We start from the raw sequence: 24,419 nt of genomic DNA, 5'->3' as shown, positions 1-24,419 counted from the left end.
TGATGCCAAAAACCAGTGGTTCGTGTACGAGTGGGAAAACGAAGGTGAAATAGTCAGGGGCGGCTATGATCCGCCAAACAAAGTTAAACCGTTTGTAAAGGCGACAGTTGTTTTCGATGGACGTGATACATATAGCTATAGATATGAGGTTGGGAATCAGGAAGGCGCGGTGCAGGTTTTGGAGGATATTTTTATCAGTCATAAATCTCCGGTGTTTGATGCTACCGCGCCTTTTCCGGAAAAGGATTGGTTTATGGGAGAATATCGGGATTATAACGAGTGGGAGTGGGCTAAGGAAAGTGCTTTGCCTGCAGGAGAGGTTGCGAAGGGTTTTTCTTTTAGTAGCAAAGGATTGCCTGCTGTAGTAGAAGCTTCTTTTTATGGAGCGCAACGGGTTAGAACCAATATGCCAGGAGACTATGATTCTTTGGAGGTAAATGATGCTTTTAGCGAGTTATATGACAAGATAGAAGAGCAATATGCTGATAAATTCAAAGATGTTGTTGTGAAGGTTGTCGGCCCTGGCGAGGTTCCAAAGGACTTCAATGCGCTTACCTTCGTCGACTCCATCATCAAGATGAAGCACGAGGCAGCGGATTTGGGTTGGATTACCAATGACGGCATAGTCAAGAGCCTTGACGCGAAGCTCGACAGCGCGAAAAAGGCCATACAGGGCGGCAATATGACCACAGCCAAGAATGTGCTCGAGGCTTTTATAAAAGAGGTCGAGGCGCAGGGCTGCGAGTCTTACGATTCCTGCAACAAAGGCAAACACATCAAGCCCGAGGCATGGGCTCTGCTCAAGTTCAATGCAGAGTACCTGCTCTCAAAGCTGTAGCCGCGCTCGGCGCGTTTCGGTGATGTTCTCCGTGCGTTTCGCCGATGCTGTGTGTGCTCCGCGCCGATGTTTCCTTTCTCCCCGCTTCCCCCGCCCCCCTCGCCCGTTTGGGTTGAGGGGGTTTTTGTTTTGAGCGGCAACTGTAATGGCGCAGATTTTGCCCTCCTTCCATCGTAACATTCTATGCGCTGGGTGCGCGGACAGGGTTACTTCAGCGTAATTGACTTTTTCAAGCCGCCGTGGTAATCTCGACTTATTCCTTTCAAATATCATCGGTCAGGCGGCCTTGCTGCCGCAGGGGAGGTTCGTTAGATGAAGCGTCATGCCGTTGTGTTTGCCGTTTTACTTGTGCCCGTATTTATCCTTCTTTGTCCGCCAAAGGCCTTTTCAGAAGAGAGCTCGAATACGCTCACTGAACAGGGCATAAAGTTCTACAGGGCCGAGGAGTATGAAGAGGCCATAACCGTGCTAACCAGGGCGCGTTCCATGAATGCAAATAACACTGTCGCGGCCTTTTATCTCGGGCTCGCGTATAAGCAAAGCATAGAGCTCGATAAGGCCGCCGAGAGCTTCAAGGACGCCTTTTACTCGACCCCGAGGATAAACGACGCGGGGCTCGAGCTTGTCGAGGTTTATTATCTCCAGGGCAAGTGGCAGGAGTGTGTTGACGCGGCAACGGACGCAGAGAAGATAAACTTCAAGCCAGGGCACGTTGCCATGTACAAGGGGCTCGCGCTCTCGAAGCTTGGCAGGCACGACGAGGCCGTAACATCGTTTGAGCTTGCGCGTAACCTAGACCCAACGCTTGGGCAGACAGCGCTCTTTCATATAGCGAGCGTTACCGCGGCAAAGGGGGATCTAAAGACCGCGAGAAGCCGCTTCGAGGACCTGCTTTTGCAGAACCCAGGAGCATCGCTTGCCGAGGCTGCAAGAAAGCACGTCGAGATGATAGAGGACAGGATCGACACGCTTCGCCCCATACACCTTACCCTCGACGTCAACTACGAGTACGACGACAACGTCGTGCTAAAACCAAACGACAACATCGCGTCCGCCGGTGTAGCCGACGACAACGACGACCGCCTGACTACCTCGCTATCCGTCGACTACGCGGCCAAGACCTCCGGGGCCTTCGGCTTCAGGGCCAATTACTTCTTTTTCTTTAGCGACCACGAGGAGTTGGATACCTACGACATCCTTAGCCACAGCATAGTGCTCATGCCAAGCTACGCAACCAACAAGACCATTACGACATTTACTCTTGGCTATAACCACACCGATGTGGATTTTTATAACTATATGGATATGTACTTTGCCGCGCCAAGCATAATGTATGTAAAGAGCGCGTCTTTTCTCTTGAACTTCGGCTTAAGGTACCAGCATAAGGAGATAAGGGCGCCGCTTATCGTGTGGGAGGACAGGGACGCCGAGAACTACGCGGCATCTATTTCTCTTAGCGGCTATCTCTCGGTGCCGGGGCGTTATTATAACGTAAAGTACGAGTATGAGAGAGAGGACACGCAGGGCAAGCACTGGCCCTTCGAGGCCAACCGCTTGAGCCTTGTGTTCACGACCCCGCTTTTCTGGAAGCTGGGGGTAAGCTTGTCGGGCGATGCGTACTACCAGAACTTCCTTAACAAGAACACCTTTGCCAGCAAGACGAGGGAGGATTTTACCGTCACCGGCACCGGGGTGCTCAGCTTGAAGCTTACGAAGCGGTTTGAGCTTAGCACAAGGTATACGCAGATACGCGCTGATTCGAACCTTGCCCAGTACGATTATAACAAGTACATATTCGGCGCCGGGTTCGAGTTCAAGTACTAAGTATCTCTTGATGCCGCTTTGCGCCGCCCTAAATATAGGGTCTTATGTTACGTCGGCGCGTAAAAGCTTCGGGTGTTGATTTTTATATTAAATTGGTGTATAATCAGTTCGCTATCCAAATTGGCAGTTTAGCCTGTTGCATCGTTATTATGATTCAAATGGGCCGGTAATCCGCCGGCCAATGTGCTCATACCTGGGGAGGTATATTATGCAGAGACTGTCTTTGGCGCTTGGTGCGGCGTTATTTCTTTTTCTTTCGATTGTAATCATTCAAACTCGAGACTCTTATGCAGCCAGTACGAGCCTGAAGGCCGTTGGCAAGGTTACCTCTGTTTCCGGAAAGGCCGATATAGTGAAGAATTCCGGCGCCGAGTCATCGACGCCGCTAAGACGTGGCACACTTGTTTACGAAAAAGACATTATACGTACGGCGTCAGGGGCAAAGGCCGAGGTAACGTTTAACGACGGCAGCGTAATAAGCGTAGCCCCGGAAAGTAAGATTGAGGTAAGCCAGTACGTCTTTGGCGCGGACAATACCACGAGGAAAAAAGGTGTTGTAAAGGTATACCGCGGCAAGATGAGGTCGATAGTCAGCACCTCCAAGGGGCTACTTAGCCTGGCCAAACTTTCCTCCGGCGATAGTACATTCGAGACCAGGACCCCGGTTGCAATAGCGGGAGTTAAGGGCACGGACTACGTGACGTCGTACGGACTAAACGGTGCGGCGTTTTTCGTTAACAACGGAACCGTTGTGGTAACCAACCCCAACTTCCCTGATAAAGTCATTGTTCTTGGCGCCGGTAAGGTGACATATGTTGTTAGTGAAAAAACCCCTCCAAGCAAGGCCAAGGACGCAAGCTCAAGCGAGAATGCGGCGTTTAATAAGGACACCGACGGCGGCGACGACGGCAGTGACGACGGCACCGACGAAGGTAATAAGGATGAAGGCGGCGGTGACGAAGGTAATAAGGATGAAGGCGGCGGCGACGAAGGTACAGGGGGCGATAACAATTTTTCAGAAAACGGCGGTGATGGCGACGGCACAGGCGACGGCACAGGCGGCACCGGCGATAATAATAAAGACCTATTCTATAACGGCAACTTCATGCCGTTTGACGATACCCCTCCGACGATAACTTATACAGGGTTGCCGGCGATATTTAGTAACCAGAACACTGCTACGATAACCGTTGGTGTTAACGAGCAAAGTGATGTCACATATACATTTGACGGCGGCGCAGCGATTACGCTTGGTTCGGGACAGACGTTTAGTATAGTGCTGTCTCCGGCCGATCTTACCGAGGCCGTGCATACGCTTACCGTAACGGCCGTTGATGCGGGCAAGAACACCACGATATCGACGTATTCATGGGTGAGCGACTATACGCCGCCTTCGTTAAGTGTTACGACAGGCACGCCTCTTTTGACGAATGTCAAGACCGCGTCCTTTGACATGACAGGCTCGACCGATTTTTCTCCTGTCACGTTCGATATCACCCTGAACAGCCCGACAGGAACAACAACGTATTCGACCTCGTCACTTGGCTATACGCTTTCAATACCCGAGGGGGCAAATACCGTTACCATAGTGGCAATCGATGCGGCAGGAAACGTTTCTGCGCCTGCAGCTCCGGCGTATACATTCTCATGGACGACTGACTACACGCCGCCGACGGCGACAGAGACCAGCTCTCTGCCAGCGCTGATTGTCAGCACAGCGGGCATTAACTTTGGCGTTACGCCTTCTGAGACAGTGACGTATAATGCCATAAGCACCACAGGCACTTCCGGCGCGTTTGCAGGGCCGGTGCTGAATTACGTGCCCACTGCCGAAGGCTATCAGAACTTCCAGATAGAGATTACAGACCTTGCCGGCAACACGACGCTGCTCTATCCGTACCAGTGGTTTTACGGAGCGGATGCAAGGGGTCTTAGCGGACAGTTCTACGGCACAGGCGGCCTTGCCGGTATAACAGGAATTGCCGGCGGAGAGATTGACCTCCTTAGCACAGGCGGCATGGGCAATTACCTGCTTTATACAAGCGGCGCGTACGCGGGTGCCGGGCCAAGCGGGGCCTGGAGCGTTTATAGCGGCGGCCAGGGCACTACAATGATAGGTTTTGACGGTTACTGGCTCTCCAGCGCATCCGGCACCGGGTCTTCTGCAGGGTATGCCTCCGGCACGACGCAGTTTAAGTACCTCTCTCTCAATGAATACATAACAGGCACTAACGGATGGTACGGAAGCGTTTCAACAGGCGCAGTACTTAGCGGAAGCGAGGACAGCTATTATAGCCCGCTTACCTCGACGCCTCTTGTTGCAAGCGGCACGGCCGCTAATCCGTCGTGGGCCTTTGGTTTCTGGGATTATAACATGGGCATTGAAGTGAAGAGTGGTTCTCTATCTGGAACGGCCGGTTCGACCGCTGATATATTTGCCGGTAGCGGCCAGGTCGTATCCATAGGTGAGTTCTCAAACCCGAATTTCGCCTTTGTCTGGGGCGGAGACCTTGATATGACGACAGCTGCGGGCTCGGTATTTAGCGGCGGCATGGGCGGCGTGACAACGGCAAGCGGTGTCTCCGACGCCATGATGGGCGGTATGTTTATAAATCCTGACGGTTCTACAGGCTATCTGTTCGCTAAGCCGTCGAGCGCGACAGTGGATTTCTATTCGCCAACAGACATGTTCTCGACGTGGGGCATGTATGATTTCAGCGCTAACGTAACGCCGGTTGTCATGGGCACGACACTCGTACAGCCCGTTAACCTTGGTCTGGCCACTATTTATACCCAGGCACTTGGCAGTATCGTCGGAACAAACGCGCTTAGCGGCAATACCCTTATGGAGTATACCCGCATAGGTGATCAGAATTGGGGCACTGAGTTCGTGCGCATGGGCGGCACGTATGACAATACGACTGGTATGCCGCAGAAGTGGACTGCGAGCGCAGGAGGCCTGGTATCGGACGGGTTTGGCACGATAGGTTATACGCTCCTTGCCTTTAACGGCTCAAGCTGGACAAACGGCATGTTTGACGGCACAATGACCGACATAACGCTTACCCGCGATACCCTCTCAACACTTGTCGATTCGACGTTCATAGGCGTGTATGACCATACGATGCCGGGCGTGTGGGAGGGCTTTGGCTACGGCGCCTATACCTCGGCGCCCATTACCGCCGCGACGCTGGCCGGCGCAGGCTCCTTTGAGACATCGAGGAGCCTCTACGGGGAATATGCTTATCCAACTTCTCCGGACAGCTACGGTTACAGGTACGAGATATATACGAACCCGAATGATGTCATGCTGTATGGTCATGTGGCCAAGACCGCTGTCTGCGCGTGGGGCTGTGAAGGAGTATTAGAGGTGACATTTTATTACGCCGACGGAACAACGATGACGAACGTCGCGGATCCCGCCACATGGGTTGTCACCACCACCTACGGCACGTGGGACCCGGCAACATTCGATCTTATGAGCCTTACAAATCCGCCGTTGGCGTATGATGGCTATGTTGTGGACCCTCAGCCGCTTTGGTACTCTGATACGGCGAATACGTTATGGGAGAATTACTGGGTGGATTACATAGTCGGAACGCCGGATTCGCTTTGGGATACCACCGTCAATCCGGCAGGTCTTACGTATCTTGGCAATGTGTGGGGCGCTACACCGGGGAAACCTTTTAGCGCGTTCTTTATCGATCAATGGTTTGTGCCGGTGTATGATCCTGTGGCAATGGCAAACACCACCAATGACGGCGGCTCGTACAACGGGGCTCTGATGGTTTCAGTGGTCGACGGGGTGGCCAAGGGAATTGGCATAGCGCTCTACGTGGATAACGGGGCAACAGGCTCGTACCAGGCAGGGTATCTCGATATGACGCTTTCCGGCAATTATTATGCCGATACGATGATGATATCCATGACAGGCACCTCTACGCCGACAATAAAGAATGGTGCAACACAAGTGCTCCCGGCGGACCTTTCCTTGGTAATCGGCAATGATGTGTTTAACACAAGGATGTTCGGCGCCTTTGGCACAGGCGGCGATTTTTACGCCGACAGCAATGCTTTTAACGGCGGCACCGCGTGGATACCGGGCGAGAACTGGGGCATACTCGGCGCCGGCCTTAATGCCTCTCTTGGCACTGTAAGCGGAGCCTGGAGCGGTACTGCGGCAGGCGCGGGTTCGTTTGGCGTGTATACAGATGTATTGTTGGCGCAGGCGTCTGATAATGGTTTCTATGTCGCCTCCGCAAGCGGCGGGTATTCAAACGGGTTTATCACAGGCACGTTTAACGGAAACTATATTACGATGACATCGATGGGTACGCTCGGCGGCGATGTGCTCCTTGGCATGGAGGATTATAATGTCACGGCTACGGGAGGTGTTGTCGGCGTGTGGGAGCAGACGAATTTGCTCTCGTATTCCGCAGCGGCAAACACGGCGCAATGGAGTAACGGCGTATTTAACGCATACAGTGTGGACGCAGGCACATATCTTTATCTCTCCGGCGCGACTTACGACTATAATATCTACGATTCGCCAAGTGTTGCCATAGCGGCAAATACGCTTCTTACGAGGGCTGATTTGACTACGCTCGAGACACGGTATTACCTCGACGGCACGAAGATAGTGTGCGATTCGGCAACGGGCGTTTGCACTGCATCCACATGGAACCCGGCTGTATTTTCGCTCTGGGACTTGACCGCGCCCATAACGCTTGCAGGAGATACGGTAACGGGTTTTTGGCCTCCTGAGTGGAGCGGCACGTCGGTTTCCGAGTATATGACAATGAGCGCGATACTTGGAGGCGTTGGTTCTCTCTGGGCGTTAACACCGGCAGATATCACGGTCATGGGCCAGATGGGGACAACGGGCGGCGCTATGCCGGAGGATTTCGGTTTCATTGTGCCGATAGTAAGCTTGAACCCGTACACGTCTGAAAATATCACTCTGGAAAATATTGACTTCGGCGCGTTCAAAGGTTATTTAGGCGGCGCGGCAGCAAACGGCATAATGAAGGGCGGGGTCATGGCTATTTATATGGCTCCGGACGGCGGTGTCGGCGTTTTGAGGGCCGGGCTTGACGGTACGTATTATCCGGAAATCATGTCCTTTGACATGACAGGTTCAACGGTAAAATACCAGAAGGGCACGATCGGGGCTTACGGGCCCGCGGCGCTTTCCGCCGATGTTTTAACGTCCTCGAACGGATGGCTCGGCATAGGCGCCACTGCCGGAGCTTCCGGGTGGTTAAGCGGCGGTACGAATTTTATAGGGGATACGCAGACAAGCTGGATAACAGGCGCTGATTGGGGCATATTCGTGGCAAGGGTGGTTGGAGGCGCGTATCTTGTCGGCGACGGCTCGTGGACAGCTGATCTTGGCGGTAGCGCCACCTTTGGTTCGTATATGGCCGATAACGACGGTTATTATTTAGCGCAAGTGACCACCGGCGTTTCAAACGGCGGCGTGCTTACCGGGCAGGCCCTTGGCGATATAATGACATACCTGTATCTTGGTACTATCGATGCCGATATATTCTTTGCCGAGAACCAGACAGGTACTAGCTTCGAGGGCTCGGTGCTTGGCATGTGGGAGGCGGTAACTCCGCTTAATCATTCGGCCAAGATGACGATGTATGAGACAGTAAGCCAATTTCAAACAGGTTATGAGGCCGTGTTTGGCGGTATAGATTCTATATGGGACGGTCTTGCGCATAATGTTACAAGCCTTGGCGCTTACTACGGCACAGGGTATTGGGGAACCCAGTACCCGAAGGCGTTGTTATCTAACGGGTACTTGTCGTCCTATACCTATAGCTTCAATGCCCTTGACGGCACGCAGACCACCAACGACGGCGGGGCCTACAGGCTTATGTTCGCAGGCATCGACCTTTACGGCAGCGTAACTCTTATGGGCAAAGGTATTTATATAGACCCAACTGGCACCAAGATAGGTATACTGACGACAGTCACCGACCTTACCGGAACGGCCGTGAGTACGTATGACGATACCGAGGGCATGCTAACCCTAAACGGCACGATGAAGGCAGTTGAGATAGCGACGATAGCTACAACTTTGCCGTCATCGTTTGGCACGATTTCCGGTTACAGCCCACCCATGTATGTGGCATCGGGCGCAGGTTCGTTCGGGGCAGGCGGCACCATAAGTGTGAACGCGACGAACAGCTATGTTGTCAGTGTCGATATGCCGTCCTTTGGCGTGTGGGGCGCGACTATAAACGGCGATTATAGCGGCTCTACATCGGCCAACTGGGCGCTTAATCTTACTATGTCCGATGCAACCGTCATCCTTATAGACGGCACATCATGGAATGGAACGACATTTGCGGGCACGGCGCGCGGATATTGGGACGATACTGTATCAGGCGACACGGGAATCATGATAGGCGAGGTGGTTGGTGTTGCCGACGCCGGAACGATAGGGGCAATCGAGGCTGCTGCCATAGGCACGGGCTTCACTACGCAGCAGTACCTTATGATGGTAGCAAGCGGCGCAGGACAGACGGCGCTTGCGGCCCTGAATGTCCCGTTTGCAGAGGTCGGCGTGGATACGCTTAGCGGCGGCAACGGCAACATTAACATGACGCTTACTGACGTTAAGTTCTTTGCTTATCAGAGCGGCGCTAAGCCGCTTATCTGGGCAACAGATAGCGTATCCGGCACCTATGCAACGACGCCTACCGGAGGCAATACCGTCAGCCTTGCAGGCTCGCAGATCACGACAGCGACGTTTACCGTGAACACGTGGGATAACGTCGTTAATAACACGTGGTCAGGAAGCATAACGGGCGGCATGGGTACGCTAAGCGGCATCGCCTATACCGGCCCGGTAGGTTTCGAGGGCGCTGCTGCAGGAACGATAGACACGGCAACAACCTTCTCAGGCACTGCAGCAGGTATCGTGCATTAATAGCGGCGTCTTACGTATAGTAAGCATCAAAGCCCCTGCCTCTAAAGAGGCAGGGGCTTTTTATTTGTCTGGAGGTTGAGTGGGATATGCTGCCGGGCCGTGTTCTCGATGCTCTTATCGGTTCTTCTTAGAACCGAAGGTTCACGCCGCCATATATCTGCGTTGACTTGTATTCCATGTCTATCCACCAATCTCCCTGGAACTCGAAGTCAGCGGAGCTTCTCTTTATCTCGAAGAACATGGAGGCAATCTCCGTTAGCTCGATATCGATGCCGAGGAAAAGCTGCGTTATGGAGGAGGTGTCGTCATCCCCGGTCATGTATATGGGCACGCCGATGACCGTTACGTAGCCGTCGTCTATGACAGCTGAGGCGAAACCGAAGCCAATGCCCGCGTAGGGTTTTACCTTGCCCTCGGGAAGCCTCAGTGCGGCATTGGCCGTGAATGAGGCCACGACAAAGCCCGCTTCCGCAGGAAACGTGATAGCCGGGTATTTTACCGCGCTGATGTTCGATACCCGGATGTCATAGTCGAGCAGGAGCCCTAAGTATGGAAGGTTTTGTTTGTCGAACCACATGCCTCCGTGAAGGCCAAGCCCGATGCCAGGGTCCATGTCAAGGGATGCGGTTGGCGCGCCAAAGCCGCTTATGTCGGCTGCGTCCGCGTCGTCTGGAAGGTTAAAGCCAAGATAGGCGCCTACAAACCCCTCCGAGCGCGCAATGGACGGTGTGAGCACGAATGCCGCTGTAATGAGCGCCAGTACGAATGCTTTTTTCATGGAATTCCTCCTTGGGCGCGGCTCTGCAATGCCCTTTTTTTAAAATAGCACTGAATCCGGCTATTGTCAATGGCGCCAAGGAAGCCCTCAAAAGCGGTTGCTTATCATGTCTTGTTTTGATATCTTTAATAAAGGTCTGACCACCGGAGGGGAGTTTTTTTCATGGAAATAATCGATGTAAACGCCAAGACCGGATTTTCAGAAACCTTTATCCCGAGGATTTTAAGGGTAAAGCCCGAGTATAAGATTCCTCTAATCTGCATGGAGCCCGGGCAGCAGATTGCCCCGCATCCGGGCGGGGTGGGCATATTCTACGTGCTTAGCGGCAAGGCCGTGATGACAGTCGAAGGCAAAGACTACGAAGCTACGGCCGGGATGATGCTCATAGTGGATAAGGGCGAGACACGGGGCATAAGGGCAATCGAGAGGTTTGTTGCCTTTGCCGTGCACATGACGGCATGATGCGTAGCGCTAGAGGGATGAAGAGATTTCTTTTACATATCACTGCTCTGTTGCTTGGCGTCTTGCTCCTGCCAGGCGCCCCTGTTGCAGCGGATAAGCAGCGCGACTTCGGCAGCGCCCTCGAGGCAGCGGAGAAGGCGTATGCGGCGGTAAACGATTATACCTCCGTCATCCGCAAAAAGGTCGTGGTCAAAGGCACGCTTAAGGAAGAGCGCAATACGATATATAAGTTCATGAAGCCCGGGTCTTTTTATCTTAAGTGGACAGAGGGCAAAAGGGCCGGCACCGAGGTCATATATGTCGAGGGCGCCAACAATAATAAGATACGCGCGCATACCGGTGGCATGCTGAGCTTCATGAATACCTCCCTGGACCCGAAGGGCTCCCTGGCCATGAAGGACAATTTGCATCCCATATACGACTCCGGGTTCGGTTTCATGCTAAAGGTGCTGAGAAACGATTATAACCGTCATCTGAAAAACCGCGATGCCGTGATAACATACGAGGGCCTCTCCGACGACGGCAGAGAGATATACAAGGGCGTATTCCCGGCGGCAAAGGGTTACTACGGCCACATCGTGGTCGTTTATATTGCCGAGGATACGCGGATTCCGACAGGCATAGCGGTTTACGGATGGAACGACGAATTTATCGAAGAGTATCATTTCGAGAAGGTTAAACTGAATGCCGGGCTTACTGCCTTTGATTTCGATCCGAAAAATCCGGCCTACGGGTATTGATATGGCAAGGGGTATGTTCTAAGGGGGATTGGACGTGAGCGTACTTGTGATAGACGCATCAAAAGAATTTTGCACGATAGTTGAGCGGGCCCTTGCCTCGCAGCGCGTGCACACCGTGCTCTTTGCCGCGAGCGCAGAAGAGGCCTTTGATGTCGCGGGATTTAATTCGAAGGCAGGGATAAGAAAGAACATAGACCTTGTGGTCGTAGATACCGCGCTTCCGGACATAAGCGGCATAGAGGTGTGCAGGAGGTTCAAGGCCGTGTCCCACTTCGTGGATACGCCGTTTATCGTGGTTGCTTCCGTCGACGACGTAAACGTCTTAAAGGAGGCCTTTGATGCCGGGGCCCACGACTTTATCGCAAAACCCGTAAGTGAAATAGAGCTTTTGGCAAGGATAAGGGCGGCTCTCTCGCTTAAAAAGGAAATAGACAGGAGAAACGAGCAGGCCGATGAGCTTTTGCGCATAGGCATAGAGCTTAGCGAGGCAAATGAAAAGTTAAAGCACCTGTCTTTATTGGACGGCCTCACAGGCATATCCAACAGGCGTGGGTTCGATGAGGCAATCGAGGTCCTTTTCGCCCACAGTATCAGGGCGAAAAAGCCCATCTCAATGATACTTATCGACATCGATTACTTTAAGCTCTATAACGACACGCACGGCCACCTTGCGGGGGACGACTGCCTAAGGATGGTCGCGAAGACCATAAGGGCAACGGTCAGGCGTAAAAGCGATATGGTAGCGAGGTACGGCGGCGAGGAGTTCGTGGTTGTTATGCCCGATACAGGCGTCGATAACGCAACGTCCGCTGCCGAAGACATAAGGGCTGCCGTGGAGGGCAAAAAACTTCCGCACGGAAGCTCGCGCGCAAGCGATTATGTCACCATAAGTTCCGGCGTTGCCTCTATACTGCCGGCCCCGAAGGACAGCGCGGACGCGCTCTTTGCCCTTGCAGACGAGGCCCTCTACGACGCAAAGCACAACGGAAGAAACAGGGTCGAAACTATCGAGAGGTAGCCCTAAAGGGCCGCGTCGAGGGCTTTGCGCTTTTTGCGTTCTGCTATTGCCAGTAGTTCAAGCATAATAATCCCGCCTATAACCACAAGCATCCCGATTATCTGTGTAGCGGACAATGTCTCAGAGAGCGCAAAGTACGCCCATGTTGCAGTAAATACCGGGCCAAGCGAGCTTATGAGCGCTGTTTTTGCCGCGCCAAGCTCCTTTAGGCCAAACTGGAATGCGAGCATCGAGAGAAACCCGCACACGCTTCCGAGTATAAGAGCTATGGCCCAGAGCCCCGAGTCCAGCGGGTATGTCCTGATGCCGAGGATAACCGTCAGGAACACCGTAAGCATCAGCATGTTCATGGAGAGGACTTTTAATGGCGCGCTCTTTTTCATCGCCTGTTCGCAGTATATGTGGTAAAGAGCGAAAAGAAAGGCCGCGGTAAGCGCAAGAAGGATGCCTGTCCTGTTTATGGGGTGCCCGGAGCCTCCGACGTTAAGGACAAGCAGCAATCCGATAAAGACGATGAACGCGGCAATGAACTTCGTTGCCGACCCCTTTTCCTTGAAGAAAAAAGTGCCAAGCGCTACCGTCATGGCAGGGTAGGTGAATATAAGTACCGTTGAGACGGATGCGCCGACGAACTCGACGGAGTGAAAGGCAAAAAGCATCGAGAGGCCGCCGCACACCGCGCCAAGGAAGGCGTAGAATGCCAGTTCCTTTAGTGTTATCTTGAAGACGTTTGAGCCCTCGGTCGTAGCAAGCGCTATGGCAAAGAACGGCAACGCAACGTACGTGCGCATCAGCGCAAGGGTAGTGGGGTCTACGCTGTAGCGTGTGTAGGCAAAGGACGCCAGCACCGGGATAAACGAGAATCCGAGAGATGACAGTATCACAAGCGCGTAGCCTTTTATGGATGCGTTGTCGCTATGCATGGTTTTTCAGTAAAAAACGCCGCGGGCCTTTCTTTCCCCCGCGGCGTTTGAATCATCTGCTTTTATTATATCGCCCGCATGTCAGGTGTGTCAAAGGAAATGCTTACTCTCTTTTCGGTGTGAAGCTTACGAGAATCATGCCCATCACAAATACCGCTACAAGAAGCGCGAATACGCCGAACTTGAACTGCGCCATGATTTCCATAAAGGCGTTTGTATCGGGCTTATTGTCCGGCGTGCGGCAAAGAGTTATGAAGAGGGGCGTAAGTACCAGCATTATACTCGTAAATGTCGTCCAGAAAGACGCCTTCTCGTGAGTGCCGCAAAGATCTGAGAGTAGGCTCGTAAGAGGCTTTTTCATGTACCATATCACGATAAGGCTTGCCGCCATCGTTATGCCGGTTCCAATCAGAAACATCTCCGTTGAGCCCATATCCGTATCCTCCTTTTGCAGTTTTATTTATTTAAAATGCCGTTCGAGTTCCGATGAGTACTTTACGCCTACACTACCGCCGTTTGCCCGTATCCACTCGCTAAAGCGCGTGGAACATAGAGGAGGGTGCCTGGAGACGAGCCGCTCCTCCATAAGGCGTGTTACCTCGCCCCAGATGAGCACGACGTCCTTTACAAGCGGGTCGAGCATTCTGGAGCAAAGATACGCCGCAATGCGAGGGGCCTTTAATACGATTGCGCGGCCACCCGTATGCTTCTTGATAGAGTGCACGAGCTCTCTGAAGGAATATATCTCCGGCCCTACGGCGTCGCATACGACGTTATCTTTACTTTCCGAGAGCTCCACCGCAAGCCTTGCAACGTCCTCTATATACACGGGCTGCACCCTGTAGGAGCCGTCCCCCGGCACTGCGAAGAACGGAAAGCGGCGTAGAAAGTACGCGATGTTGTTTATGAGGATGTCCTCAGGGCCATATATCAGTGTCGGCCGTATTATCGCGTAATCGAGCCCTGACTCCTTTAGCGCGTTCTCCATCACCCATTTCCCCGTATAGTAGTCGAGGGAGCCGGGCTCTGGCTCCACTGGGTTTGCGATGCTTATGTGCACGAACTTCTTTACCTTTGCCTCCACTGCCGCGCGTATCAGGTTCTCGACGTTGGCAACGGCCTGGCCGTAGCTTGTTCTGCCGTAGTTGAACCTCACCCAGTAGGTGTTGTACACGGTGTGGGCGCCCCGCATTGCTTCTACCATTTTTCCTGGCTCATCGAAGTTATACGGGAAGACCTCGACCGGGCTTCCAAACGGATTTGGCTTATTTGGGTGGTTCGTTAGCGTGCGCACCCTGATGCCTTTCTCGAGGAGGAGCCTTGTGATGTATCTTCCGGTAAAACCGAACGAGCCTGTTACTATGTCGAAACGTCCGTTATCTTCCATTTTGGCTTCCTCCTTTCGCAGTGTCTATTTGAAGTGCATTTTTATTTCCGAGAAGTATTTCCTGCCGACGATATCGCTATTCTCCAGCAGCCATTCACTAAGCCTCGTCTTGCACCTTGGCGCCGAGAATGAAGACAGGCAATCCAGCGCGATTTTGTCGACCTCTGTTTTGTGTATCACTATGTCGCCGACAAGCGGGTTTATAAGTGTTGATAGATAGTACGCGATCTTCGGGTGCGTACGGAATACGACGGTGCGGCTCCCGACCGCCTTTTTTATCAGGTTTACGAGCCCTGTAAACGAGTACGTCTCCGGGCCTACGGCGTCGGTTATGATGTTTTCCGTTTTTTCGCCAAGCGCTACTGCAAGTTTTGCAACATCCATCGCGTGCACGGGCTGTATCCTGTATTCGCCGCTTCCGGGTATTGCGAATACGGGGCACCTTCTAAGGAGCCACGCGATGTTGTTTATGAGTATGCCCTTATCTCCAAAGAGCACCGTTGGCCTAAGTATTGCGTACGAGAGCCCTGACTCTATCAATGTTCTCTCCATCAGCGCCTTGCCGCGAAAATACCCTGACGGCGAGTTCTTATCCGGGTTCACGATACTAAGGTGCACGAACCTCTTTACCCCGGCCTCTATTGCCGCGCGTATGAGGTTTTGCGCGTTCGCAACCCCCTGGCCAAAGGTGGCGTCCTTGTGGTTGTACCTTACCCAGTAGGTGTTGTACACGGTGTGGGCGCCCCGCATTGCCTCGACCATCTTTCCGGGGCTGTCGAAGCTGTAGGGAAATACCTCGACAGTGTTCCCGAACGGATTGGGCCTTTTTGGGTGGTTTGTTAGCGTGCGCACCCTGATGCCCTTTTCAAGGAGGAGCCCGGTGATGTAGCTGCCGGTGAATCCGAATGCGCCTGTTACCACGTCTACTCTTTTCTCTTCTTTCATGGCATGGTTCCTCCTTTCGGTTTTGGCCGCCTGCTTTTTTTGAGAGTTGAGGCGGCTGTGTTTTCTGCGTTCAGTATTTTCTGAACGCTTGCGGCAAAAAATTTTACTTTTTCCCTCTTAGCGTTTTTGCCACCTTCGTAAAGCTCGAGACAAAGGCCAGTATGCTCTTTGCAACCGTCTCGCTCTCGAGAAACTTTTCTCCAAGCGTGTCGAGGGTTGTGAGTAGCTCATCCATGTCCTTGAACCGTTTTGCCACCAACGCGCCGTCTTTTTCGATTAACGGCAGCGACTCCCTGACAAGCTTTAATACCGGGTCGAACTCGCGCCTTTTTCTTTCTTTTGCGATAGCGATGAATATCTTCCAGATGTCTGGGTCGGTGACGTAGTAGTCTTGCCTGTCGCCAGGCTCCTTTATAAGTGTTACGACCCCCCAGTTCTTAAGCTCCTTGAGGCTCATGCTGGCGTTACCTTTGCTTATGCCAAGACGCTCGGCAATATCCTCGAGGCTTATGGGCTCGCTGCTGGCTATGAGGAGCGCGTGCACTCTTGCAACAGAGGCGTTTATGCCCCACACAGGCCCCATCATGCCCCATGAGTCTACGAATTTTTTAGTGCCTGAGTCCATCGGCTGCCCCTTAGGATTTTCTGCGTTCTGTACGTTCTGAATTTAGCATAAGATGACCGCTTTGTCAAGACTCTAATATTCGTGAGTTTTTTTCGGATAGACGTGAGTATCGAAAAGTCTACGAAAAACAAAGAGTTGCGATGGTCTCAAGATTGTTGCTGGCTATGCGATTTTTAAGGCGAGAGTGTTTAGAAGCCGATATTTACGAGCGGCATAAACTTTAGCGGGCCGGAGCGGTTGATGTTTAGCGCTCCTATTTGCACGCCTTTAAGGCTTACTGCCGAGTTTACAAATCCTATCTGAAGGCCGCGAATCGATTCTGCGTGGTTTATAAGTCCCAACTGTACGCCTTTGACTTTTGCATAGTCCTTGTCATGACGGTCTGCAAAAATGGTTATGTCGGCAATATTAATTAAACCTACTTGTAAGCCGCCCAGGTCCGATATGGCGATGTTAACGACTCCGGCTTGAACTCCTGAGAGTTTGTCTGCAATGTTTAGCACTCCTATCCCCTGGAATAAACCGACATTCGTCGCATAGTTGCCGATTAATCCGCCAAGCTGCACAAAGACATTGCGTTCTTCAAGGTCGAATAAAATATTTGAAAATATGCTTGCCTGTACAAGGGCTTCTCTGGCGGCGGATACGCCGCCGATTTGAACGCTTGATGTTCCGGCAAGATTCACTAAGCCGGCCTGCACGCCGCGTAAATCGGCGAAGTTGATAAGCCCGAGCTGGACGCCGTAAGCAACGTTATCGTCGGTACCGGCAATGTTTAGTATCGGAGCAATTTGTATGCCGGTGAATTCGTTGGTGACGTTGTAGATGCCGCCAAGTTGCAATCCGCTAAATTTGTTCAATAAAATGTTGCCAATCAGGGATAAATGTATGCCAGTTACCTCCTTGCCAACCGAAAAGGGAAGGCCGATGTCCAGTCCGACCACTTTAGGAGCGGTTACACTTAGGCTGTTGCCGATACGCAGTCCGTATACGTCGCGGCAGAGCAGGATGCCTGTTGCCGGCATTGTTTGCCTAAGTTGGAATACAAGCTGTAATGGGGTCTTTTGCGCGGGGGGCAGGGTCTCTACGGGAGCGTTTTCAGGAGTGCAGCTTTTTATCTCTGCCGAGGCTGCGGTTGCCATGGCCATAATAATGAATACTGTCGCAGCGACAGTGTGCAGGGCAGGCGCGAAAATACTGCTCATGTTGTATCCCTGCGGTTGGCTCTTGGGCATATGTTCCCGTAGCATCTTGAAAGAGTGTGCACGTAAGTAAGGCGCGTTTATTGTGTCAAGTGTGAGATCTGTGCAAGGGTAAGGCAGAGACGGAGTGCGTTATTATTCTTGCAGGCGGGTATTAGAATCCCACGTTTAAGATAGGCATGAATTTAATTGGCCCGTCGTAGTGTAGGTTGATAAGGCCTATCTGCACGCCTTTTAGCTTGTATGTGGTGTTTATGACGCCTATTTGCACGCCCCTGACTTCGTCTGCCATGTTGATGATGCCAAGCTGCATGCCGGTCAGTCTTCCGTTTGGTGCGTCTTTTTGTTTAGTCCCCACGCTGTTGAAAAATACCTTGTTTATAAGGCCTACCTGAAGGCCGTCCAATGATGAGGATGCCAGATTGAGTATGCCGCCTATCTGCGCGCCGCGTACAGAATCGGCATAATTGAATATGAGGCCGCCAAACTGGATGCCGTTAGTGCCGGTATCCTTGGTCCATGCTATGTTTGCCAATGCGCTTATCTGCAGGGTGTTTTTTGCCGTCGTGAAGTTGCCAACTCCAAACTGCAGCGATTGCCTTGCGGTGCAGTTGTTTGCCAGTCCTGCCTGCGCGCATATGGACGTAAGCGAGGTCTTGTCCTTATCGTTCATGGTCAGGTTATAGATTGGGGATATCTGTATGCCGCTAAAGTTCTGTTTGGCCACGTTGGCCACCGCGGCGATTTGAATGGCAACCGAGGTGCCAAGGGAATAGTTCATAAACGGCGCCAACTGGAGGCCTACGGTGCCGTGGTTTACCGAGTTAGGCAGGCCTATGTCGAGGCCTGAAACGCTTGTGCCTTCATCTGAGTATTTTTCGTGAGAATAGTTGAGGCCGAGCCTTAGCCCTATGACGTTCTTTGTAAGGAATACGCCGAAGGCCCTTGTGCCGTCTGCCGACGGCCTTTGTATCAGCAGTTGTATCGGAGCCCATTTTTTGTTGCTGCCAGCCGACTGGCTTGCGGCGGCGGATGCGTTTTCGAGCGGAACATCGGCGGCCTCTACAGCCGGGGCGCCGGAAGAAGCATCCTCGGCACGGAGCGTGTCAGCGCCAAGCAGCAGTATTGCGGACACAGCCGTCGTAATTGCCAATTTCCTTAAAAAAGATGTGTGCATGCTATGGAGTATATCGTTTTGAGGTATGCCGTGTCAATTATAAAATCAAGTTGCAGGGGGCTTTCAGCGGCGTTTTACGCGCCGCTAACCCATAGTTTTCGTTGGTTTGTTTTGCGCAAAGTCTTATGTTAGAATTCTCCTTGACCGGGGTTTTGTAGACCGGACAGAAAGGCTGGGATATACGTATGAAGACGATAGTTCTTTTGACCGTTTCGAACATCTTTATGACGATTGCCTGGTACGGGCATCTTAAGTACAAGAGCTCGCCGCTTTGGATGGCAATACTTTTTAGCTGGCTCATCGCAAGTGTCGAGTACTGCTTCCAGGTGCCGGCAAACAGGATTGGGTACGGGCAGTTTAGCGCAGCCGAGCTTAAGACCATTCAGGAGGTCATAACGCTTATAGTGTTTTGCGTGTTCTCGGTGCTCTATCTCAAGGAGGAGCTAAAGTGGAACCACCTTGCCGGGTTTGCAATGATAGCAGGGGCAGTGTTCGTGATATTCAAGAAGTGGTAGGTCCTCAATTTGCTTGTCAAGGCATTGTTTAGGTGGTATATTTTTACAGTGCCGCGAGGTGCGGCAATTTTAGAAAAGGAGTGATCTTATGGTCGACAAGGACGCTAAAAAAGTGCTTATATTCGGCAAGGATACTTGCCCGTACACGACAGCCGCAAGAGAGGACTACGCAAAACGCGGCTATCAGGTCGAGTACTTGAACGTCAAGGGTAACGAGAATTTTTTAAAAAAGATGCTTGCCTTTAGCGGCGGCGACAGAAACGTGCCCGTAATCGTCGAGGACACGCCAAAGGGCGCTGTTGTTACCGTTGGTTTTGGCGGCACCTGAGGCATCTAAATTGCCCGCAGGTCTGCGGGTTTCGGAGTGAAAGTAGCGCGCTACGGCGCGCTTAAAACAAAAACACGAGAGGAGTCACATTTTAAAAATGGAAAGAACACTTAGTATCGTAAAACCCGACGGCGTAAAGAAGAACCTCGTAGGCGAGGTTGTGGGAAGGTTCGAAAAGGCGGGGATGAAGGTCGTCGGCATAAAGATGGTATACATGACCAGGAAGGTCGCGGAGGGCTTCTACGCCGTGCATAAGGAGAGGCCGTTTTTCGGAAGTCTTACAGAGTTCATGAGCTCAGGCCCGGCGGTCGTGATGGCCCTTGAGGGTGAAGGCGCGATAAAGAAGGTCAGGGACCTTATGGGCGCGACAAACCCGGCAAACGCGGCCCCCGGCACCATAAGAAAGGACTTCGCGGATTCGGTAGAGAGTAACATCGTCCACGGCTCCGATGCCCCGGAGACCGCGGCATTCGAGATAGGGTACTTCTTCAACGCATTCGAGCTGTTTGGGAAATAACTTTTGCCAGGAGCCCGATGGAGCGCATAGAAAAAATAAAGATACACTATAACTTCACCTCGAGCGACGCAAAGAACCTCTCCGAGCTGCGCCCTGTCATGGAGAAGGAGCAGGAGAGGTTCGTTCGCGAGTTCTATGAGTACGTAAAGAACTTCGAGGATACGCCGAAGTTCCTCAAAAACGACGAGATAGTGAGAAAGCACCAGGACGCGATAGGCAAGTGGTTCATGGCTATGTTTTCGGGCGAGTACGGCACGCAGTACTTCCATATGCTCGAGCGTGTTGGCGAGGCGCACGTGAAGATAAACCTTAACGCGCACTACGTCAACGCCTCCATGCACTTTGTGAAGCGGTTTGCCTTTGACATACTAAGAAGCGCCGTAACCGACCCCAAAGAGCTTATCTATATCTCCCATTCGGTTGAGAAGATACTCGATATCAACCTCGACATCTTTACGAGTTCGTATATCGAAGAGGAAAAAAAGGAACTCTTCCTTTCTTATAAGATAGAGAGTTTCCTTGTTGAGTTCTCCAAGCGTTTTTCCTACGGCCTCAATCTCATACTTGTGATAGGGCTCGTTATCATGGGGCTTCTTGTCATAGGGCTTTTTATATACGACCTTACGCACATCTACCACGGCGAGATAGAAAGGGGCATCCTCTCAACACTCGGTTCGCTTCTCATGCTGTGGGTGGTCATAGAGCTTATGGACACGGAGATAGACCATCTGCGCGGCGGAAAGTTCGCGGTCAAGGTGTTCATAAGTGTTGCCCTGGTCGCTGTCATACGAAAGATCCTCGTTACCTCGCTCTCCAGCGAGGCCGTTGACACGCAGATAACCCTTGTTGCCGCGCTCGCGGTGCTTGGCGGTGTGTACTGGCTCATAGCAAGGCTCGATAAGTAGTATTGCGGCGGCGCGCCCCTGCCGCCCTTTTCATATGTCTCCTAAAAAAATATCCCTGGACCTTAGAAACTATTCCTTGAAGGACATGGAGGCCCTTGTGGCCGACATGGATGAGCGGCCTTTCAGGGCCGGGCAGCTCTATGCGTGGACATTTTTCAAGCGTGCCGCCGCCATCGACGACATGACGGATGTGTCCAAGTCCTTTCGCGCCGCGCTTAAGGAAAGGTCTTTTTATCTCTCGTTTCCCAAAATAAAGACCGTGCTTAAATCTGCCGACGGCACGGTGAAGATGCTTCTCGAAATGGAGGACTCGGAGCCTGTTGAGTGCGTGCTCATACCCGAAAAAGAACGCCTCACGCTTTGCATATCCACACAGTGCGGCTGCTCGCTTAAATGCGCCTTTTGCCTGACCGGAGAGGGCGGGGCAGGCAGGAACTTGACCGTTGCCGAGCTTGTCGGCGAGGTGATGGCAGCAGAGCAGCTTGTGCGCGAGGGCGGCGTAAAAGGGCGCGAGGCCGTGACCAATATCGTTTTGATGGGCATGGGCGAGCCGCTTCTTAATTACGATAACGTCATAAAGTTCTTAAACATCTTGATAGACCCGTCCGGCATGGCCTACGGCGCAAGAAAGGTCACTGTCTCGACTGCAGGTGTCGCGCCTGCGCTCGAAAAGCTCGGTTACGATACAGCGGCAAACCTTGCCGTATCGTTAAACGCCACAACCGACGATGTCAGGAATAAGGTCATGCCGATCAATAAAAAATACCCGCTAAAGGAGCTTTTCGCCGCGCTAAGGCGCTACCCCTTGAAGCCAAGACGGCGCATTACCTTCGAGTACGTGCTCTTGAAAGGCGTAAACGATTCTATCGAGGACGCGAGGCGGCTCTGTAAGCTCCTGGAGGACGTTCCGTCGAAGATAAACCTGATTGCCTTTAATCCGTTCCCCGGCGCCGCCTTCAAGAGGCCCGAAAGGGCCGATGTGCTAAAGTTCCAGAAGGTTTTACTCGACGCCGGGTACACGGCAGTGATACGCGAATCACGGGGCTCGGACATACTTGCGGCCTGCGGACAATTAAAGGCGCGAAAGGAAAAGGCATCGTGAGGAATGGTTTATTAGTTATTGCCATAGTTTTTATTTTAGCCGCTATTCCGGCGCTTGTTCGCGCCGTCGGCCCCTTTGAGTTGCATCGCGCAGTCGGTAACGAGGATAAGGCCGAGGTCAGCAGGCTTATCAAGGGCGGCGCAAATGTCAATGGATTCGATGCCGGCGGGTTCACGCCGCTGTACCTGGCGATATCCAAGGAGAACCTCGCTATCATAAAACTGCTTGTCGAGAACGGCGCCAATGTCAACCTTTCGATGAGTCCTTCAAATTTCGAGTCTAGGAGAGGCCCAGGGCCGCGTTATCCCGGTTTTGAAAGCGGTCCGTGGTTAGGGCCGGGGCCGTCGCATGGCATGCCGCCCGGTAAATCTCCGGTATATGGGGGGGCGCCGCGCAGCGTGGCTGCTACGCCTTTGTACGGGGCGGTTTCGAAGGGGAATGTCGAGGTGGTGAAGTTTTTACTTAAAAGCGGCGCAGATGCCAATGCAGCGAGTGTCGGCGGGGCCACTCCGCTTTTTCGGGCAGCAAGCGAGAATAATGCCGCGATGGTGCAGGCGCTGCTTGATGCAAATGCAAAGGCCGACGTTGTCGACGATATCGGCAAAACCCCGCTTCACTATGCGGCAAGGGCTAAAAATTCGGTGGAGGTTATGAAGGCTCTCGCGGCCGCAGGAGCGAATATGAACGTCAGAGATAAAGACGGCATGACGCCGCTTTTCGACGCATGGTCGCCCGAAGCGGTAAAGTTCCTCGTCTCAAAGGGCGCGGATGTGAACGTCAAGAATAATTTTGGCGAAACACCGTTATGGAAAGCTGCCTCAAATGCCGTGTCACCCGATACAGATGCCGTACTCACAGCCCTTATTGCCAGTGGCGCCCATATAAAAGATAAAAACGGCAATACTCTTATGCACAGGTTCTTGATGCCGGAGAAGTTCGCTCTCTTTTTGTCCAACGGTCTGGATGTAAACGCCAAAAACAAGGCCGGTGAGACCCCGCTCCATGTCGTGGCAGGGTCGGCGTATGTTGAGTCGGCCAGGTTCCTTGTGGACAAGGGAGCGGATATCAAGGCGCGAAATCTCAAGGGAGAAACGCCGCTTCACTATGCTGCTAAGGCAGGAAAAAGCGAGATGGCGAAGTTTCTTATGGAAAAAGGGGCCTCGGCCGATGCCGCTGACAAGGATGGAGTCACGCCGGCGCAGGTAGCCCTGGATTACGGGAAAAAAGATACGATAGCGCTTGTTGCCGTAAAAAGCTCGAGCTTGAACAAAAGGGACCGGGAAGGGTTTACGCCGCTGCACCGCGCTGTGCAGAAAAGGGACAAGGACCTTATTTCCGCCATTCTTGCAGGAGGTGCAGATGTCAGTGCAAAGGATAACGAAGGGTTTACGCCGCTGCACCGCGCTGCGATGGGCGGCGCTACCGACATCGCTGCGTTGCTTCTCTCTGGTGGCGCAAACGTCAACGCAAAGGACAGGCTCGGATGGGCGCCGCTGCACCTTGTCGCAGCCGGGACAAGGGCGGAGATGGCCGAGTTTCTTTTGAAAAAGGGCGCGGCCGTAGATGCCAGGGATAATACCGGGGAAACACCGCTACATAAGAGCACGTTTTTTTCCGTAATTGATTTGCTGATAGCCAATGGCGCTGACGTCGATTCGAAAAATAATAACGGCTCTACCACGCTGCATAACGCCGCGCTGTGGAATAAATACAAAGATACGGTGCAAACGCTGATACATAGGGGCGCGGATGTGAACGCAGTTGATAACAAAGGCCTGACGCCGCTGCACGTGGCATCGAAAAAGGGCAATCAGGATATAATAAAAGCGCTCATGCAGGGCGACGTTTCGATGGATATAAAGGACGTAAACGGGCAGACCCCGCTACATCTGGCGGTAGTATCGGGCAAGGAGGCTGTAGTCGCCCTGCTTCTTGAATACGAGCCTGATATGGACGCAAAGGACGCAAGCTTAAATACGCCGCTTCATCTGGCTGCCGCATCCGGGAATGCGGCAGTTGTAAAGGTTCTTCTAAAGTACGGAGCAAATGCCAAGTTGAAGAATAAGGCAGGAAAAAGGCCTCTGGACCTGGCTTTAAGCGGAGGCCATAAAGAAGCCGCAGCGCTCCTTCAAAAGAGCAAGTAGCAGGGGGCGTTTAATGTTCGAATAATGTTGTGACTGTAACTGCTCG

General features: G+C 52.6%; 20 protein-coding genes. 12 read left to right on the top strand and 8 right to left on the bottom strand.

All coding sequences use genetic code 11. The annotated features are described in order from the left end of the window. The first annotated feature begins 253 nt into the window (after positions 1 to 253). The 3 genes from OEV59_08870 (at position 254) to OEV59_08860 (ending at position 9,605) form a co-directional block, all read left to right on the top strand. Positions 254 to 838 carry a hypothetical protein gene (locus OEV59_08870; GenBank protein ID MDH4227839.1) on the top strand — a complete coding sequence of 195 codons (585 nt, stop codon included), beginning with the start codon at positions 254 to 256 and terminating at the stop codon, positions 836 to 838. Positions 839 to 1,150: 312 nt separating this feature from the next. Then, entirely contained in the window at positions 1,151 to 2,662 is a 1,512-nt protein-coding gene (locus OEV59_08865; protein MDH4227838.1) for a hypothetical protein, read from the top strand. A 208-nt stretch (positions 2,663 to 2,870) separates the two neighbouring features. Beyond that, complete coding sequence (locus OEV59_08860) at positions 2,871 to 9,605, top strand: FecR family protein (GenBank protein ID MDH4227837.1); 6,735 nt, start codon at positions 2,871 to 2,873, stop codon at positions 9,603 to 9,605. Between the two features lie 127 nt (positions 9,606 to 9,732). On the opposite strand, the gene OEV59_08855 is transcribed toward OEV59_08860, so the two are convergent. Continuing rightward, positions 9,733 to 10,383, bottom strand: a complete 651-nt coding sequence (locus OEV59_08855) for a porin family protein (protein ID MDH4227836.1) — start codon at positions 10,381 to 10,383, stop codon at positions 9,733 to 9,735. A gap of 162 nt (positions 10,384 to 10,545) precedes the next feature. Between OEV59_08855 and OEV59_08850 the strand changes: the two genes are divergently transcribed. From OEV59_08850 to OEV59_08840, 3 genes are read left to right on the top strand one after another with little or no spacing between them, the layout of a single operon-like run. After that, positions 10,546 to 10,845: a cupin domain-containing protein gene (locus OEV59_08850; GenBank protein MDH4227835.1), complete on the top strand. Its 300-nt coding sequence runs from the start codon at positions 10,546 to 10,548 to the stop codon at positions 10,843 to 10,845. Between the two features lie 17 nt (positions 10,846 to 10,862). Next, positions 10,863 to 11,585, top strand: coding sequence for a DUF1571 domain-containing protein (locus OEV59_08845; protein ID MDH4227834.1), 723 nt, complete (start codon positions 10,863 to 10,865; stop codon positions 11,583 to 11,585). Positions 11,586 to 11,619: 34 nt separating this feature from the next. Next, a complete protein-coding gene (locus OEV59_08840) occupies positions 11,620 to 12,603 on the top strand; it encodes a diguanylate cyclase (protein MDH4227833.1) in 984 nt (327 codons plus the stop codon). A 2-nt stretch (positions 12,604 to 12,605) separates the two neighbouring features. On the opposite strand, the gene OEV59_08835 is transcribed toward OEV59_08840, so the two are convergent. The 7 genes from OEV59_08835 to OEV59_08805 all read right to left on the bottom strand — a co-directional run bounded on the left by OEV59_08835 (position 12,606) and on the right by OEV59_08805 (position 18,862). Next, positions 12,606 to 13,526 (bottom strand): DMT family transporter, encoded by a 921-nt coding sequence (locus OEV59_08835; protein MDH4227832.1) that lies wholly within the window; start codon positions 13,524 to 13,526, stop codon positions 12,606 to 12,608. A 103-nt stretch (positions 13,527 to 13,629) separates the two neighbouring features. Continuing rightward, the gene (locus tag OEV59_08830) at positions 13,630 to 13,959 is read right to left on the bottom strand and encodes a hypothetical protein (protein ID MDH4227831.1); all 330 of its coding nucleotides are present in this window, start codon (positions 13,957 to 13,959) and stop codon (positions 13,630 to 13,632) included. Positions 13,960 to 13,986: 27 nt separating this feature from the next. Continuing rightward, positions 13,987 to 14,913, bottom strand: coding sequence for an NAD(P)H-binding protein (locus OEV59_08825; protein ID MDH4227830.1), 927 nt, complete (start codon positions 14,911 to 14,913; stop codon positions 13,987 to 13,989). Positions 14,914 to 14,937: 24 nt separating this feature from the next. Further along, positions 14,938 to 15,858, bottom strand: coding sequence for an NAD(P)H-binding protein (locus tag OEV59_08820; protein MDH4227829.1), 921 nt, complete (start codon positions 15,856 to 15,858; stop codon positions 14,938 to 14,940). Positions 15,859 to 15,961: 103 nt separating this feature from the next. Then, the gene (locus tag OEV59_08815) at positions 15,962 to 16,483 is read right to left on the bottom strand and encodes a MarR family transcriptional regulator (GenBank protein ID MDH4227828.1); all 522 of its coding nucleotides are present in this window, start codon (positions 16,481 to 16,483) and stop codon (positions 15,962 to 15,964) included. 188 nt (positions 16,484 to 16,671) lie between these two features. Continuing rightward, entirely contained in the window at positions 16,672 to 17,733 is a 1,062-nt protein-coding gene (locus tag OEV59_08810) for a hypothetical protein (protein MDH4227827.1), read from the bottom strand. A 106-nt stretch (positions 17,734 to 17,839) separates the two neighbouring features. Further along, positions 17,840 to 18,862, bottom strand: a complete 1,023-nt coding sequence (locus tag OEV59_08805; protein ID MDH4227826.1) for a hypothetical protein — start codon at positions 18,860 to 18,862, stop codon at positions 17,840 to 17,842. Positions 18,863 to 19,047: 185 nt separating this feature from the next. On the opposite strand from OEV59_08805, the gene OEV59_08800 reads away from it, so the two are divergent. From OEV59_08800 to OEV59_08775, 6 genes are all read left to right on the top strand, one after another. Continuing rightward, complete coding sequence (locus OEV59_08800) at positions 19,048 to 19,377, top strand: DMT family protein (GenBank protein ID MDH4227825.1); 330 nt, start codon at positions 19,048 to 19,050, stop codon at positions 19,375 to 19,377. Between the two features lie 88 nt (positions 19,378 to 19,465). Continuing rightward, a complete protein-coding gene (locus OEV59_08795; protein ID MDH4227824.1) occupies positions 19,466 to 19,705 on the top strand; it encodes a UXV-star family (seleno)protein in 240 nt (79 codons plus the stop codon). 97 nt (positions 19,706 to 19,802) lie between these two features. Then, positions 19,803 to 20,222, top strand: a complete 420-nt coding sequence (gene ndk / locus OEV59_08790) for a nucleoside-diphosphate kinase (GenBank protein ID MDH4227823.1) — start codon at positions 19,803 to 19,805, stop codon at positions 20,220 to 20,222. Positions 20,223 to 20,239: 17 nt separating this feature from the next. Further along, entirely contained in the window at positions 20,240 to 21,127 is an 888-nt protein-coding gene (locus tag OEV59_08785; GenBank protein ID MDH4227822.1) for a protoglobin domain-containing protein, read from the top strand. A gap of 34 nt (positions 21,128 to 21,161) precedes the next feature. After that, positions 21,162 to 22,229 (top strand): 23S rRNA (adenine(2503)-C(2))-methyltransferase RlmN, encoded by a 1,068-nt coding sequence (gene rlmN / locus OEV59_08780; GenBank protein MDH4227821.1) that lies wholly within the window; start codon positions 21,162 to 21,164, stop codon positions 22,227 to 22,229. Positions 22,230 to 22,309: 80 nt separating this feature from the next. Beyond that, a complete protein-coding gene (locus OEV59_08775; GenBank protein MDH4227820.1) occupies positions 22,310 to 24,373 on the top strand; it encodes an ankyrin repeat domain-containing protein in 2,064 nt (687 codons plus the stop codon). Positions 24,374 to 24,419: the final 46 nt, after the last annotated feature.

Source organism: Deltaproteobacteria bacterium (assembly GCA_029858205.1).
Lineage (GTDB): Bacteria > Desulfobacterota > GWC2-55-46 > GWC2-55-46 > DRQE01 > JAOUFM01.
Note: the sequence above shows the minus strand (reverse complement) of the source record. Positions and strands in the feature narration are given on the sequence as shown.

Excerpts from the sequence above, each read along its gene's own strand:
- OEV59_08815 (MDH4227828.1), bottom strand. The coding sequence starts at position 16,483 with ATGGACTCAGGCACTAAAAAATTCGTAGACTCATGGGGCATGATGGGG.
- OEV59_08845 (MDH4227834.1), top strand. The coding sequence starts at position 10,863 with ATGAAGAGATTTCTTTTACATATCACTGCTCTGTTGCTTGGCGTCTTG.
- OEV59_08835 (MDH4227832.1), bottom strand. The coding sequence starts at position 13,526 with ATGCATAGCGACAACGCATCCATAAAAGGCTACGCGCTTGTGATACTG.
- OEV59_08860 (MDH4227837.1), top strand. The coding sequence starts at position 2,871 with ATGCAGAGACTGTCTTTGGCGCTTGGTGCGGCGTTATTTCTTTTTCTT.
- OEV59_08810 (MDH4227827.1), bottom strand. The coding sequence starts at position 17,733 with ATGCTACGGGAACATATGCCCAAGAGCCAACCGCAGGGATACAACATG.
- OEV59_08850 (MDH4227835.1), top strand. The coding sequence starts at position 10,546 with ATGGAAATAATCGATGTAAACGCCAAGACCGGATTTTCAGAAACCTTT.
- OEV59_08805 (MDH4227826.1), bottom strand. The coding sequence starts at position 18,862 with ATGCACACATCTTTTTTAAGGAAATTGGCAATTACGACGGCTGTGTCC.
- OEV59_08825 (MDH4227830.1), bottom strand. The coding sequence starts at position 14,913 with ATGGAAGATAACGGACGTTTCGACATAGTAACAGGCTCGTTCGGTTTT.
- OEV59_08785 (MDH4227822.1), top strand. The coding sequence starts at position 20,240 with ATGGAGCGCATAGAAAAAATAAAGATACACTATAACTTCACCTCGAGC.
- OEV59_08855 (MDH4227836.1), bottom strand. The coding sequence starts at position 10,383 with ATGAAAAAAGCATTCGTACTGGCGCTCATTACAGCGGCATTCGTGCTC.
- rlmN (MDH4227821.1), top strand. The coding sequence starts at position 21,162 with ATGTCTCCTAAAAAAATATCCCTGGACCTTAGAAACTATTCCTTGAAG.
- OEV59_08870 (MDH4227839.1), top strand. The coding sequence starts at position 254 with ATGGGAGAATATCGGGATTATAACGAGTGGGAGTGGGCTAAGGAAAGT.
- OEV59_08800 (MDH4227825.1), top strand. The coding sequence starts at position 19,048 with ATGAAGACGATAGTTCTTTTGACCGTTTCGAACATCTTTATGACGATT.
- OEV59_08830 (MDH4227831.1), bottom strand. The coding sequence starts at position 13,959 with ATGGGCTCAACGGAGATGTTTCTGATTGGAACCGGCATAACGATGGCG.
- OEV59_08820 (MDH4227829.1), bottom strand. The coding sequence starts at position 15,858 with ATGAAAGAAGAGAAAAGAGTAGACGTGGTAACAGGCGCATTCGGATTC.
- ndk (MDH4227823.1), top strand. The coding sequence starts at position 19,803 with ATGGAAAGAACACTTAGTATCGTAAAACCCGACGGCGTAAAGAAGAAC.
- OEV59_08865 (MDH4227838.1), top strand. The coding sequence starts at position 1,151 with ATGAAGCGTCATGCCGTTGTGTTTGCCGTTTTACTTGTGCCCGTATTT.
- OEV59_08795 (MDH4227824.1), top strand. The coding sequence starts at position 19,466 with ATGGTCGACAAGGACGCTAAAAAAGTGCTTATATTCGGCAAGGATACT.